This is a genomic window from Lutispora thermophila DSM 19022, assembly GCF_900142105.1.
In the GTDB taxonomy this organism is placed as follows: domain Bacteria; phylum Bacillota; class Clostridia; order Lutisporales; family Lutisporaceae; genus Lutispora; species Lutispora thermophila.
On sequence record NZ_FQZS01000003.1, the window covers coordinates 151,864 to 166,912 of the forward strand.

At 38.6% G+C, this 15,049-nt stretch carries 13 protein-coding genes and 1 riboswitch; all 13 genes read left to right on the forward strand.

Translation table 11 applies throughout. The annotated features are described in order from the left end of the window. Positions 1-69: 69 nt before the first annotated feature. Positions 70-171, forward strand: a riboswitch (purine riboswitch). 162 nt (positions 172-333) lie between these two features. The 13 genes from purE to BUB48_RS00860 all read left to right on the forward strand — a co-directional run bounded on the left by purE (position 334) and on the right by BUB48_RS00860 (position 14,946). After that, on the forward strand, positions 334-834 hold the full coding sequence (gene purE, locus BUB48_RS00800) for a 5-(carboxyamino)imidazole ribonucleotide mutase (protein ID WP_073023511.1): 501 nt from the start codon (positions 334-336) through the stop codon (positions 832-834). Positions 835-857: 23 nt separating this feature from the next. Beyond that, a complete protein-coding gene (gene purF, locus BUB48_RS00805) occupies positions 858-2,195 on the forward strand; it encodes an amidophosphoribosyltransferase (RefSeq protein ID WP_073023513.1) in 1,338 nt (445 codons plus the stop codon). A gap of 324 nt (positions 2,196-2,519) precedes the next feature. After that, on the forward strand, positions 2,520-3,560 hold the full coding sequence (gene purM / locus BUB48_RS00810; protein ID WP_073023514.1) for a phosphoribosylformylglycinamidine cyclo-ligase: 1,041 nt from the start codon (positions 2,520-2,522) through the stop codon (positions 3,558-3,560). Continuing rightward, positions 3,548-4,180, forward strand: coding sequence for a phosphoribosylglycinamide formyltransferase (gene purN, locus BUB48_RS00815; RefSeq protein ID WP_073023516.1), 633 nt, complete (start codon positions 3,548-3,550; stop codon positions 4,178-4,180). Before purM ends, purN begins: the two co-directional genes overlap by 13 nt. A gap of 114 nt (positions 4,181-4,294) precedes the next feature. Further along, positions 4,295-5,836 (forward strand): bifunctional phosphoribosylaminoimidazolecarboxamide formyltransferase/IMP cyclohydrolase, encoded by a 1,542-nt coding sequence (gene purH, locus BUB48_RS00820; protein WP_073023518.1) that lies wholly within the window; start codon positions 4,295-4,297, stop codon positions 5,834-5,836. A gap of 12 nt (positions 5,837-5,848) precedes the next feature. Beyond that, positions 5,849-7,102, forward strand: a complete 1,254-nt coding sequence (gene purD, locus BUB48_RS00825) for a phosphoribosylamine--glycine ligase (RefSeq protein ID WP_073023520.1) — start codon at positions 5,849-5,851, stop codon at positions 7,100-7,102. 687 nt (positions 7,103-7,789) lie between these two features. Next, positions 7,790-8,668 carry a DMT family transporter gene (locus tag BUB48_RS00830; protein WP_073023522.1) on the forward strand — a complete coding sequence of 293 codons (879 nt, stop codon included), beginning with the start codon at positions 7,790-7,792 and terminating at the stop codon, positions 8,666-8,668. A 371-nt stretch (positions 8,669-9,039) separates the two neighbouring features. Then, positions 9,040-10,179: an acyl-CoA dehydrogenase gene (locus tag BUB48_RS00835; RefSeq protein WP_073023524.1), complete on the forward strand. Its 1,140-nt coding sequence runs from the start codon at positions 9,040-9,042 to the stop codon at positions 10,177-10,179. Positions 10,180-10,195: 16 nt separating this feature from the next. Then, positions 10,196-10,984 carry an electron transfer flavoprotein subunit beta/FixA family protein gene (locus tag BUB48_RS00840; RefSeq protein WP_073023526.1) on the forward strand — a complete coding sequence of 263 codons (789 nt, stop codon included), beginning with the start codon at positions 10,196-10,198 and terminating at the stop codon, positions 10,982-10,984. 15 nt (positions 10,985-10,999) lie between these two features. Further along, complete coding sequence (locus BUB48_RS00845; RefSeq protein WP_073023528.1) at positions 11,000-12,202, forward strand: electron transfer flavoprotein subunit alpha; 1,203 nt, start codon at positions 11,000-11,002, stop codon at positions 12,200-12,202. Positions 12,203-12,216: 14 nt separating this feature from the next. Continuing rightward, complete coding sequence (locus BUB48_RS00850; protein WP_073023530.1) at positions 12,217-12,993, forward strand: short-chain-enoyl-CoA hydratase; 777 nt, start codon at positions 12,217-12,219, stop codon at positions 12,991-12,993. Continuing rightward, positions 12,993-13,844: a 3-hydroxybutyryl-CoA dehydrogenase gene (locus BUB48_RS00855; RefSeq protein ID WP_175548318.1), complete on the forward strand. Its 852-nt coding sequence runs from the start codon at positions 12,993-12,995 to the stop codon at positions 13,842-13,844. The genes BUB48_RS00850 and BUB48_RS00855 overlap by 1 nt, the downstream gene beginning before the upstream one ends. Beyond that, a complete protein-coding gene (locus tag BUB48_RS00860; RefSeq protein WP_333782531.1) occupies positions 13,801-14,946 on the forward strand; it encodes a homoserine dehydrogenase in 1,146 nt (381 codons plus the stop codon). The genes BUB48_RS00855 and BUB48_RS00860 overlap by 44 nt, the downstream gene beginning before the upstream one ends. Positions 14,947-15,049: the final 103 nt, after the last annotated feature.

The following is a 15,049-nucleotide window of genomic DNA, read 5'->3' on the forward strand; positions in this document are numbered from 1 at the left end:
TTATAATAAAAAGTTCGAAAAAATCCTTGACGGTAAAATTGAGCATATGATAATATAATTTCAAAAGAACACTTATATGTTATTTTAGCTCATATAATATCAGGAATATGGCCTGAAAGTCTCTACCAAACAACCGTAAATTGTTTGACTATGAGTGAAATGCACAGTTCATATTTTTTGGACGGGTTTCACTGCCCGTCTTTTTTGTTACATACTAAAATGTTTAAAAGATTTGTTGATATGGCAGGTTAATATTATGAAATATACAATCCGGTTAAGGTTTTAAAATTTAATCGGATTTTTTACAAATACGGATTTTAAGGAGGAATTTCCATGGATAAAGGTCCAAAAGTTGCCATCGTTATGGGCAGCGATTCAGATTTGCCTATTGTATCAAAAACAATGAAGATACTTAAAGAGTTCAATGTGGATTTTGAAGCGAGAGTCATATCTGCTCATAGGACACCAGATAGAGCTTCTAATTTCGCAAAGGAAGCAGAAGAAGCGGGCTTTGATGTGATAATAGCTGCAGCCGGCAAGGCAGCTCATTTGCCAGGAGTTCTGGCAGCTTATACCACATTACCGGTAATAGGCATACCTATCAAATCTTCTGCATTGGATGGCATGGATGCTTTGCTTTCCATAGTACAGATGCCTTCAGGGATTCCAGTAGCCACTGTAGGTATAGATGGAGCAGAAAATGCAGGGCTGTTGGCAGTGGAAATGCTATCAATCAAATATGAAAATCTCAGGCAGGCTTTAAAACTTCGAAGAGAAGTTATGGCTCAGGAAGTTATAAAAAAAGATGAAAATTTGAAAGTAGAAGAATTTTAAATTAATTATTAGGAGATAGAGATATGTGCGGGATAGTTGGAATATATGATAGGGGTAATATAAATGCAGCCAATGCAGCATATTATAGCTTGGTGGCAATGCAGCACCGAGGTCAGGAAAGCGCAGGAATTGCTATAAATAACGACGGCATAATAACCTGCTACAAGGATATGGGATTTGTAAACGAAGTGTTTGACGAGAGGATACTTGGCTTATTAAAAGGAGATATGGCTATAGGACATGTAAGGTATTCAACAGCGGGAGCGAGCTTTGCGGCCAATGCACAGCCTATAGTCGTAAAGTATAAGAATGGTAATCTGGCTCTTTCACATAATGGTAGCTTAATAAATGCGGATTTGCTAAGAAGCCAATTGGAAGATGACGGAATGATATTTAGCACCACTACAGACACTGAAGTCATTGCCGCTTTGATAGCCAGAAACTATAAAGGAGATATAGTAGAGGCAATAAAGAACACAATGGAAATAATAAAAGGTTCATATGCTTTGACCATATTGACTGACAACAAGTTGATTGGAGTAAGAGATGGATATGGTATAAGACCATTGGTGTTGGGAAAACTTGAAAATGGGTATGTTCTGGCTTCTGAAAGTTGCGCTTTGGATACTGTGGGGGCTCAGTTCATAAGAGATGTAAGGCCTGGAGAAATATTAGTCATAGATGAGACTGGTATGAAAAGCGTAGATTATATTAACAACTTGCCCAAGAAAATTTGCTTATTTGAGCATATATATTTTGCCAGACCGGACAGTATCATAGATGGCATCAGCATGTACAAGGCGAGAGAAAATGCAGGCAGGATATTGGCTAAAGAACAGCCGGCTATTGCGGATACAGTAATATCGGTGCCTGATTCCGGTACTCCAGCTGCCATAGGTTATGCCAACGAGTCGGGAATACCTTTTTCTATTGGTTTAATCAAAAACAGGTACGTAGGAAGAACCTTCATTCAACCTACTCAGTCCATGAGAGAACTGGGAGTAAAACTAAAGCTCAATCCTTTGAGGGATAATATAAAAGGCAAAAGGGTTGTAATGGTGGATGACAGCATAGTTAGAGGTACTACCAGCAAAAAAATTGTACAGGCTTTGAGAGATGCAGGAGCATCGGAAGTTCATGTAAGGGTCAGTTCACCACCGGTTATAAGCTCCTGTTACTATGGAATAGACACTCCAAATATAGAAGAGCTGATAGGTGCCAAAAATACAATTGAAAAAGTAAGGCAATACATCGGAGCAGATAGTCTAGGTTACTTGAGTATTGAGGGTATTCTTGCCGCTGTAGGCAGCAAGGGTGAAGGTTTTTGTACGGCCTGTCTTAACGGCGAATATCCTATTTAATTGCTAAATTCTGGTCGCTAAATTATAAACTTGGAATAGTTAGTGTTCATTCAGGACATAGGCAACATTATTGGAGAGATTGACTTGCAGTCTTACAACTTTTACACTATTTATGGAAGGACATAATGTTGCCTATGTCCTGAAGTTGCAGTGGGATTTTTTATAATTGATAATCTTGTGTTAGCCATTTAGCAGAGTCATAAAGACTTAATGTTGATGCAATAAATCAGCGAACAGCAAACCTTATATACTGTTAAATTACAAAATTGGAATTTAGCGTTTTCGTGGATTTTGCGGTTAATAAAATAAAGAAGGTGAAAAAAGATGGATGATAGATTGACATACAAGAATGCTGGAGTAGATGTGGAAGCTGGATATGAAGCTGTAAGGTTGATGAAAGAACATGTGAGGAAGACATATATACCTGGCGTAATGGGAGAGTTAGGAAGTTTTGGAGGTTTTTTTATGCCAAGTTTTTCCGGAATGAAAGAGCCGGTTTTGGTATCAGGTACTGATGGTGTAGGTACAAAGCTACAGATAGCTTTTATGATGGATAGGCATGATACTATAGGTATAGATTGTGTTGCCATGTGTGTAAATGATATTGCCTGCCACGGAGCCAAGCCTTTATTTTTTCTGGACTATATTGGTACAGGCAAGCTGAATCCCAAAAAGGCGGAAGCAGTTGTAAAGGGAATATGTGATGGTTGTATACAGGCTGGCTGTGCTTTGATAGGTGGTGAAACAGCCGAGATGCCGGGTTTTTATAAGGATGAGGAGTACGACTTGGCTGGTTTTGCAGTTGGCATAGTGGATAAGGAAAGAGTAATAAATGGCGAGAAGGTAAAAGAGGGAGATGTGATCATAGGTCTTGGTTCCAACGGAGTTCATAGCAATGGATACTCTCTCGTAAGAAAGCTTTTCTTTGGAATCAATGATTATAAAATGGATCATAAATTCCCTGAATTGGATTGCATTCTAGGAGAAGAATTGTTAAAACCTACAAGAATATATGTAAAGACAATACTGAATCTTGTTGAAAAGTACAATATCAAAGGAATTGCCCACATAACGGGTGGTGGATTCATAGAAAACATACCTAGGACCATACCTAAGGGATTAAGGGCTAGAGTAGAACTAGGAAGCTGGGATGTGCTGCCCATTTTTAGGCTTATGAAGGATTTAGGCAAAATAGAGGATGAAGTATTATACAACACCTTCAATATGGGAATAGGTCTCGTGATAATTGCAGATAAGACAGAAGCAGATAGCATCATGGAAGATTTGAAGAATATGGGGGAGAAAGCATATATCATAGGAGAAATCGCAGATGGAGAGGGAGGAATAGAGTTATGCAAAAAGTAAGAATTGGTGTCCTCATATCTGGTGGCGGATCAAACTTGCAGGCTTTGATAGACAATGTTGAAAATGGATATATCAACGGGGAAATTGTTATGGTCATATCTGATAAAAAAGGTGTCTATGGCATAGAAAGGGCAAGAAAACACGGCATCAATGCTGTTGAAATAGATAAAAAGGAATTTGAAGATAGAAACGCATTCATGAAAGCTATCATAAATGAACTGGAAAGACATAAGGTGGAACTGGTTGTATTGGCAGGCTTCTTAAGTATTTTGTCTCAAGATGTTATAGAAAGGTATAGAAACAGGATAATGAATACCCATCCGTCTTTGATACCTGCTTTTTGCGGTAAAGGTTACTATGGATATAGAGTTCATAAAGCTGTATTGGAATACGGAGCAAAGGTTTCAGGAGCAACGGTGCATTTTGTGGATGAAGGGACGGATACAGGTCCTATCATACTCCAAGAAGCGGTAAAGGTAGAAGATGATGATACACCAGAGACTCTTGCAGCCAGGATTTTGAGTGTGGAACATAAGTTATTGCCACAAGCAGTGAAACTATACTGTGAAGGTAAACTTATGGTAGAAGGAAGAAAAGTAGTAATTAAAACTATGAACTAAGGGTTCAGAACTCAGAGTTATGGTATTCTTTTTGGGTCTTTTTGGAATTACTGAAAGATACTAAAAGGTTTATTAAAATATCAACTCGCATAAAAACTAATTGAGGTGATAAATTTGATAAAAAGAGCAATCATAAGCGTTTCGGATAAGACAGGGATAATAGATTTTGCAAAAAAACTCTATGAAATGGGTGTAGAGATAATATCAACGGGAGGAACTGCAAAGGCTTTATCTGATGCAGGTATCAAAGTAATACCTATTACAGATGTTACAGGATTTCCCGAGTGCTTGGACGGCAGAGTAAAGACATTGCATCCTAATATATTTGCCGGTTTATTGGCTATGAAGGATAGACAGGATCATATGGAAACTCTCAAAGAACTCAAAATAGATACAATAGATATGGTGGTAGTAAATCTTTATCCTTTCAAGAAAACCATAGAAAAAGAAGGAATTCTTTTGGAAGAGGCTATAGAAAATATAGACATAGGTGGACCTTCCATGCTTAGAGCTGCAGCCAAAAACTATAAAGACGTAGCAGTTATCACTGATCCTATGGATTATGATATGGTTTTGGCAGAAATGAAGGAATACGGAACAGTAACGGATAAAACCAGATTTAAGCTGGCTGCTAAAGTTTTCAACCATACAGCCCACTATGACGCATTGATAGCCAATTATTTATGGGACAAAGCTGGTATGGAAAAGTATCCCCAATTATTAACACTCACCTTTGAGAAGGCTCAAGATTTAAGATATGGAGAAAACCCTCACCAGGATGCTGCTTACTATAAAGATCCTCTCAAATCTATGGGTATGCTTCATAATGCTGAACAGTTAAATGGCAAGGAACTGTCCTATAACAATATAAATGATGCAAATGCCGCTTTGGAGTTGTTGAAGGAGTTTAATGAACCTGCATGTATTGCCGTTAAGCATGCTAATCCTTGCGCTGTAGGCATCGGAGAGGATATTTTTGAGGCATATATGAAAGCTTATGAAGGGGACCCGGTTTCTATATTTGGTGGTATAGTGGCATTAAATGAAGAAGTGGATGCAAAAACTGCAGAAGAAATGACAAAAATATTCCTTGAAATTATAATTGCGCCTTCATATAGTGATGAGGCATTGGGCATATTAAAGCAAAAGAAGAACTTGAGGATTTTGAAATTGGACAACATTAAATTTAGACAGGAAAAGGCATATGAGCTTAAGCGGGTATCCGGAGGTTTGCTTATTCAGGATTCAGACCATGTTGATTTTTCCGTGGAAGATATAAAGTATGTTACTGAGAAAAAACCTACACAAGAGCAGATTAAAGATATGTTATTTGCTTGGAAGGTAGTTAAGCATGTAAAATCCAATGCTATTGTAATAGCTAAGAACGGCAAGACTTTAGGCATAGGTCCAGGACAGACCAATAGAATATGGTCTGCCCAGATGAGCATTGACAGGGCTGGAGAGCAAGTGAAAGGCGCAGTTATGGCATCAGATGCATTCTTCCCCTTTGCAGATGTTGCAGAAGCTGCTGCAAATGCAGGTATATCTGCCATAATCCAGCCCGGTGGCTCAATAAGAGATGATGATTCCATAGAAGCTTGTAATAGGGCAGGCATAGCCATGATTTTTACAGGTATGAGGCATTTTAAACACTAAGGAGGTGCCGAAGTGAAGGTATTGGTAGTAGGCAGTGGCGGCAGGGAGCATGCTCTGGTATGGAAGCTGCTTCAAAGTCCAAAAGTCAATTATATCTATTGTGCTCCTGGTAATGGCGGCATAAAACAGATGGCAGAATGTGTAGATATAGAAGCCGATGACATAGAAGGATTATGCCGGTTTGCAAAGAAACAGAGAATAGATCTTACTGTAGTAGGGCCAGAGCTTCCATTGAGTCTTGGCATTGTAGATGCTTTTGAGAAAGAAGGCTTAAGGATATTCGGACCTAGAAAGAATGCAGCCATATTGGAAAGCAGCAAGGCTTTTGCAAAAGATTTTATGCAGAAATATGGGATACCTACTGCGAAATACAATACTTATGAAGATCCGGACAAGGCAAAAGAAGATATTGGCAGCTTTGGATTACCGGTGGTCATAAAAGCAGATGGTTTAGCAGCAGGCAAAGGAGTAATAATCGCCAACACTAAAGAAGAAGCATTGAATGCCATAGATACCATGATGACGGATAAGCATTTTGGAGAAGCTGGCAATAAAGTGGTTATAGAAGAGTTTATACAAGGAAAAGAAGCTTCAATTCTAGCTTTCGTAGATGGTAAAACAGCTGTACCTATGGTTAGTGCTCAGGATTATAAAAGGGTTTTTGATGATGACAAGGGACTTAATACAGGAGGTATGGGGGCCATCTCTCCTGTGCCTCACTATGATGAAAAGGTTGAAGCGGATGTTATGCAGCGAATCATAAAGCCTACAGTTGAAGCCATGAATAAGGAAAACAGGCCCTATAAAGGAGTATTGTACTTTGGTCTTATGATTACCAATGAAGGCCCCAAGGTTATTGAGTACAATTGTCGTTTTGGAGATCCGGAGACGGAAGCGGTGCTTCTTAGATTGGAAAGTGACCTGGTAGAGATCATGGAAGCTGTTATTGAAGAAAGACTTCATGAGGTAGAGATAAAATGGAGCAGTAATGCAGCTATGTGCGTAGTCATGGCTTCAGGAGGATATCCGGGAAGCTTCCGGAAAGGGTATGAGATCAATGGGCTTGAAAAGGAAGAACAAGGAATCATATTTCATGCAGGAACTAAATACATAGACGGCAAAACTGTCACCAATGGCGGTAGGGTTTTGGTTTTCGGCGCATTAGGCAGAACATTGGAAGAAGCAAGAGCCATTGTTTATGGAGATATGGAAAAGGTAAGTTTTACAGATTGTCATTATAGGCGCGATATTGGATTAGTTAAGTAGCTGCGTTGCCTTGGGTATTCCTTTTAGGTCTGGTCTCAAGTCGCTGGTCTATGGTATTAGGATATTCCTCCTAAGTCTTTTGGATTTATGTAGATTAACACAGCAGGTTTTTTGGAGCAATTTCGATACTGTAGCAAAATAGAATAAGCATATGTACAGTTCACAAAGATATTGATTTTGGTAACTCTAAAGCTCATATCCTAAGAAAAATCTAACGCCTCCCAAAGAGCCTCCATGCTCTGGAAGGCTTGGGCAGCATTCGTGCTGTCCATACGATTTTTCTAAGGATATTTCGCTAAGAGTTACGACCAAAATCAATAAATATGTTCACTTGCACATATGCTTATTCTCTAGTTACTGTAGCTTTCTTACATACAATAAAATCTAAGGGATATATAAGAGAGCATTAGAGTAACCAAAGTTAATAACCCATGCGATATTATATATCCCTTAGATTGGCTATTATGCTACAGCAACTATTTATTTGCCCTATAGTGATTCTAAAAAACCCGTCGTGTAAATCCGTGCTCCTCAAAAATGCCCTAGTGGATTACCCTAGCACGTGTGTCTCGTGCCGTGAGCCGGAACCTGGAAGGAATACCCTGTAACACCAGAGGCTAGTGACTAGAGACTAATTCTTATGGTATAATGATGCTATAGTTACTAGAAAAGAATGGAGAATAGGTTATGAGTCAACAGCAAAGAAGTACCATAAATCCATATTTTGCGTTGATGTTATCAGTTCTATCCGTATCTACATCATCAATATTTGTGAGGTTTTCAGATGCGCCGGCTATGGTGATATCTGCCTATAGGATGCTGTTTACATTAATACTTATGACACCTGTGGTACTGGTGAAACATAGGAAAGAGTTAGCTAAAATTACAAGACTAGATGCCTTGTATGCCATTGGAAGCGGTTTTTTTCTGGCATTGCATTTTGCCACATGGATTACATCTTTAAAACTTACGACTGTTGCAGCATCTACAGTTTTGGTGCAAATGTCTCCCATATTCGTTGTAATTGGTTCTTACATATTTTTTAAAGAGACCATAAATAAAACTTCACTAGTTGGAGTTATTACAGCTGTAGCTGGCAGCGTTTTGGTTGGTATGCTTGATTTCAGGATAGGAGGTACAGCACTGGCAGGTGATTTTCTTGCCCTATCAGGAGCATTATTTATGGCTGGTTATCTGCTTATAGGGAGAGAATTGAGAAAGAGGATAAACCTTTTGCCTTATACATTTATAGTTTATGGAAGCTGTACATTGATTCTGATTATAGGATGTATATTTATGGGTATACCTCTGTATCCATATTCTATGAAAAACTATGCTATATTTTTTGCTTTGGCTTTCTTTTGCACCATTTTGGGCCATACCATATTCAATTGGGCTTTAAAGTATCTGCCTGCTTATGCTGTATCCATATGCAGTTTATTTGAACCGGTTGGTGCCACATTTTTGGCGTTTTTATTTTTAAGAGAGATTCCAGGATTTATGCAAATAATTGGACAGCTTCTTGTTCTTATTGGCTTATATATATTCATTGCAAGAGGTAAGTAGGTCGGGATGATATAAAATTATCAAAAAAGATGATATTTATTTCTTAATTGTGCTAGATGGTAATGTAAAAACTTTAACAAATGGAAAATATATCAAAGGAGTAAGTGCCGTAAATTCGGCATTTTTTCCTTTTTTTATTGTCTGCTATGCATCTGCATATGAAGTTATTCTAATTCTAAGGGAAAAATGGCTGATAATTAGTAATACACAATAATAAAGAACCTTATTAATAGTCTATTTTTTTGATTCCTTCAAATTTTATTGCAAAAAAAACTACAATCTGGCATAAAATTTGCTAAAATTTTAACAATGGATATTATTTATCTGTATTAAATGATAAACAATACTCAAATTGTTAGGAGGGTATAAATATGAATTTTAATCTGACTAAAGAGCAGGAAATGGTCAGAAAGCTTATGCGGGAATTTGCAGAAAAAGAAGTTAAGCCACTTGCAGCAGAAATTGACGAACAGGGAAGATTCCCGAGAGAAACTGTTGAGAAAATGGCTAAATATTCTATGATGGGAATACCATTTCCTAAAGAACTTGGAGGAGCAGGCGGGGATACCTTATCCTATATAATCGCCGTTGAAGAATTGTCCAGAGTTTGTGCAACTACAGGAGTTATACTTTCTGCTCATACTTCTCTAGGTGCACATCCAATATATCAATTTGGAACAGATGAGCAAAAAGAGAAATATTTGAAGCCTCTTGCAGAAGGAAAATACTTAGGTGCTTTTGGTCTTACTGAACCCAATGCAGGTACAGATGCAGCCGGCCAGCAGACAGTAGCTGTATTAAAAGGCGATCACTATGTGTTAAATGGAAGCAAGGTTTTCATCACAAACGGTGGAGAAGCTGATGTATATGTGATTTTCGCAATGACAGATAAGTCCAAAGGAACAAAAGGAATCAGCGCTTTCATAGTAGAAAAGGATTTTCCTGGTTTTAGCATTGGAAAAATAGAAGATAAAATGGGTATTAGAGGTTCCAGCACTTCAGAACTTATTTTTGAAGATTGCATAGTTCCAAAAGAAAACCTTTTAGGCGAAGAAGGAAAGGGTTTTGCAATTGCAATGCAGACATTGGATGGAGGCAGAATAGGTATTGCAGCCCAAGCTCTTGGTATAGCCCAAGGTGCTTTGGATGAATGCACAAAATATATGAAAGAAAGAAAGCAGTTTGGTAAGCCATTGTCGTCTTTCCAGGGATTGCAGTGGATGTATGCAGATATGGCTACTAAAGTACAAGCTGCAAGATTTATGGTATATAATGCGGCTATTAAGAAAGATGAGAAGAAACCTTTCTCAGTAGACGCTGCAATGGCAAAGCTTTACGCAGCAGAGACAGCTATGGATGTAACTACAAAGGCAGTACAAATCCACGGCGGATATGGATACATTAAAGATTATCCAGTTGAAAGAATGATGAGAGATGCAAAGATAACTGAAATATATGAAGGTACTTCACAGGTGCAGAAGATGGTAATATCTGCAAATCTGCTTAAGTAAATGGAGGTGCGATGAAATGAAGATAATTGTTTGCATAAAACAAGTTCCGGATACCAATGAGGTAAGGATAGACCCAAAAACCGGCACCCTTATAAGAGAAGGTGTTCCAAGCATCATAAATCATGATGATAAAAACGCTTTAGAAGAAGCATTAAAGCTTAAAGATAAATATAAAGACGTACATGTAACAGTTTTGACCATGGGACCACCACAGGCAGATGTGGCATTGAGAGAAGCCTTGGCTATGGGAGCAGACAGAGCCATATTGTTGTCCGACAGAGCCTTTGCAGGTTCTGACACATGGGCTACTGCCAAGACTCTTACAGCAGCAGTTAAGAAAATAGCAGATTATGATATTATCTTCTGTGGAAGACAAGCTATAGATGGAGATACTGCTCAGGTTGGACCTCAGTTGGCTGAAGATTTGGGAATCCCACAGATAACATATGTTACTCATTTAGAGGTAAATGGCAAAGAAGTAAAAGCACACAGAGCTTTGGAAGATGGTTATGAAGTTCTAACCACCAAGATGCCATGTTTGTTGACAGCTATTAAGGAGTTAAATGAACCCAGATATCCAAGCGTTAAAGGCATATTTGAAGCTTATAGGGAAAAACAGGTTGAAGTATGGAGCGCAAAGGATATTGACATAAATCTTAACGAAACAGGGCTTAACAGCTCACCTACAAATGTAAGACGAACCTTCACCCCAAGTCCAAAAGGACAGGGAATGATTTTGGAAGGTAGCGGCAGGGATACTGTTCAAGAACTGCTTTTCAAACTCGGTGAAAAGCATTTAATATAGAGGAGGCGTAAAAGGATGAGCGTTACAATATTAAAAGAAAAATGCAGAGGCTGCAAATTATGCTTAAAAGCTTGCCCCTTTGATGCTATATATATGGATAATGGCAAAGCCGTTATAAATTCTGAAAAATGTACTAATTGCGGAGCTTGTGAATCCTCCTGCAAATTTGGTGCTATATTAGTTGAAAGAGAACAGAAAGAAGAAGTAAAGGATTTGTCTGCATATAAAGGTGTATGGGTTTATGCAGAGCAAAGACAGGGCAAATTAATGTTTACTTCTCTTGAATTGTTGGGAGAAGGCAGAAAACTTGCTGACAAACTGGGAGTAGAACTTTCAGCAGTGCTTTTGGGACATGAAGTTGATGATATATGTCAGGAACTTATCCATTATGGCGCTGACAAAGTAATATATGCAAACCATAAACTATTGCAAAACTATACTACGGATGGTTATACTAAGGTTATAGCTGATCTTATCAATGAGAAAAAATCAGAAATAGTTATTATAGGAGCTACTAACATAGGAAGAGATTTAGCTCCAAGAGTTGCAGCAAGATTAAATACAGGTTTGACTGCTGACTGCACAAAATTGGATATCGATGAAGAGCAGAGGATTCTTCTTCAAACAAGACCTGCCTTTGGTGGAAACCTTATGGCAACCATTGTTACTCCAAACCATAGACCTCAGATGTCTACAGTAAGACCCGGCGTTATGAAGAAGATGGAAAAGGATGAAAGCAGAACAGGCGTTGTAGAAAAAGTAGATGTAAATCTTCATGACGAAGATTTAAGGGTTAAGGTAGAAGAAATAGTTAAGTCTGCAAAACAGACAGTAAATCTTGTAGAAGCTCAGTACATTGTTTCCGGAGGAAGAGGTTTGGGAGGACCTGAAGGCTTCAAGTTGATGCAGGAATTGGCAGACGCATTAGGCGGAGTGGTAGGTTCTTCTCGTGCAGCTGTTGATGCAGGCTGGATTTCTCATGACCATCAGGTAGGTCAAACAGGAAAGACTGTAAGACCAAGGGTTTATATTGCTTGTGGTATTTCGGGAGCAATACAGCACTTGGCCGGTATGCAGAACAGTGATTGCATAATTGCTATAAATAAAAATCCTGATGCTCCAATTTTCTCCGTGGCTGATTATGGTATAGTTGGAGATCTATATAAAGTAGTTCCTATGCTCATTGAAGAGGTGAAAAAGCTCAAAGAACAAAAATAAAAGGAGGGCGCTCTATGGAGTTTAAGTATCTTACATTGTCAAAAGACGGCAATGTGGGAATCCTAACTATTAACAGACCAGAAGCTTTAAACGCTCTCAATAGATCCGTATTGCAAGAGCTGGATGCTGCCCTGGATGAACTAGCAAATGATAAAGATGTATATGTTATAGTTTTGACAGGTGAAGGCAAAGCATTTGTAGCAGGTGCGGATATTGCAGAGATGAAGGACATGACTCCAGAAGAGGCAAAAGAATTTGCAGAGACTGGTTCTAGAGTTTTCCGAAAACTGGAGACCATCGATAAACCTGTTATCGCCGCTGTTAACGGATATGCCTTAGGTGGAGGCTGTGAACTTGCTATGGCTTGTGACATAATTATAGCAGGAGAGCAGGCAAAGTTCGGTCAACCAGAAGTAGGTTTAGGCATAACACCAGGTTTTGGTGGAACACAGCGATTGCCTAGAATTGTGGGCACCAAGATAGCCAAGGAAATGATATTTACTGGCGGAACAATAACAGCACAAGAAGCTCAAAGGATAGGCTTAGTAAACAAGATTGTACCACCTAATACTTCTTTGCAAACTGCAATAGAGATGGCAAAAACAATAGCTTCCAAGGGACAAGTTGCGGTAAGAAATTCTAAGAGAGCCATTGACCAAGGTATTGAAACCGATATAGATGAAGGTGTCAAAGTAGAAAACCAGTTGTTTGCTAAATGCTTCGAAAGTGTTGATCAGAAAGAAGGCATGACTGCATTCATAGAAAAACGTAAACCTAACTTTAAGAATTAATGGGGGTGTATCAGGTGAAAGTATTTGTTGTGGGATCCGGTACCATGGGTACAGGAATAGTTCAGACCTTTGCTCAGGCAGGCATTGAGGTTACAATGAGAGAAAGAACTCCTGGGAAAGGCATGAATGTTATTACTAAATCATTGGATAAATTAGTGCAAAAAGGCAAGATGGCAGAAGAGGAAAAAAATCGTATACTTGGCAATATTAAAGCAGTTCAAAATCTAGAAGAAGCAAAGGATGCAGATTTGATAATAGAAGCAGCTGTTGAAGAGCTTCATTTAAAAAAGGAACTTTTTGCTGAATTGGATAAGATTTGCAAGCCCGAAGCTATCTTAGCCACAAATACATCATCATTATCCATAACAGAGATAGCAAGTGCAACAAACAGACCTGACAAAGTCATAGGCATGCACTTCTTCAATCCTGTTCCAATGATGAAGCTTGTAGAGGTTATCAAAGGAATAGCCACTTCTCAGGAAACAAGAGACAAGATATTCGAGATATCTGAAAAAGTAGGCAAAAAGCCTATAGAAGTAGAAGAAGCTCCTGGCTTTGTTGTAAACAGAATACTTATTCCTATGATAAATGAAGCAGTGGGAATACTGGCAGATGGTGTGGCTAAAGCTGAAGATATAGATGAGGCCATGAAGCTAGGCGCAAATCATCCAATGGGACCATTGGCATTGGCAGACTTAATAGGAAATGATGTTTGCTTAGCTATAATGGAAGTATTATATACTGAATTTGGCGATTCAAAGTACAGACCTCATCCTCTTCTCAGAAAGATGGTTAGAGGAAATCTTCTTGGAAGAAAGACCGGAAAAGGATTCTACGATTATAGCAAATAGAAGCAAAAGACTAAAGCCACCGGGAGCGGTTATCCGTTCTTGGTGGCTTTATTTGAAGGAAGGTGCAATGATGAATATTGCTCTCATTGGTTGCGGAGGTGTTGGCAAGGCTTTTATAAATCTGCTACAGGAAAGAGAAAAGGAGTTGGAAACGCAGGGAATTGATATATCGTTGAAATATATTATTGGAAGCAAAGGTGGCATATACGATCCTCAAGGCATTAATAAGGAAGATTTTATAAAGTATGCAGCATCAGAAGAAGACATCACAAAATATCCTGAAGGCGGAAGCAGGAAATTATCCATTGATAACATTATTGAAAATAAGGATGTAGATATATTAATAGAACTCACTCCTACCAGTAGGGACACCGGTGAACCTGGTATGACTCATATTACAAAAGCCTTGAGCAGTGGTATCAGTGTTGTGACAGGCAATAAAGGTCCCATAATGCTTGCTTATGGGAAGTTGAAGTCTTTAGCAAAAGACAATGGTGTCCAGTTGGCAATAGGCTGTACCACGGGAGGAGCATTGCCTTCCATCAATGCTGGTGTTTTTGATTTAGCGGGCTCCAGTATTCTTTCCATTGAGGGTGTATTAAACGGTACCACCAATTATATCATTCAGGAAATGGAAGCAAAGAGTATAAGCTTTGAGGAAGCTCTAAAAAAAGCTCAGGAATCAGGTATAGCAGAAGCGGATCCCTCACTGGATATAGAGGGTTGGGATACTGCTATGAAAATGTTGATACTGGTAAATGTTTTGATGGGAGAAGATAAAACTTTGAATGATATCAAGGTATCAGGCATAAAGGAGATAACTTTGAAAGATATAGAGAGGGCAAAAGCCAAAGGCAAGAAGCTAAAGCTTGTAGGCAAAGCAGTGAAGGAGAAAGAAAAACTTGTTATGTCCGTTGATTTAGAAGAAATCTCAGTTGATCATCCTCTTTATGGTGTAGATGGGAAAAACAAAGGTGTAAGATATGTTTCAGACACATTGGGAGACCTTACAATATCAGGAGGAGCTTCCGGTACAAAAGCAGCAGCTGCTTCTGTGCTCAGGGATATTGTAAATATACATAAGGGTTATAGATTTGTTTAATCTGCAACTTCTCCTATTGCCAAAACCATTGAAAATTGATAAAATGTTTGTTATAAGTACACACTTGTTTGTTACACATATACAAATCCTTATATATGCACTT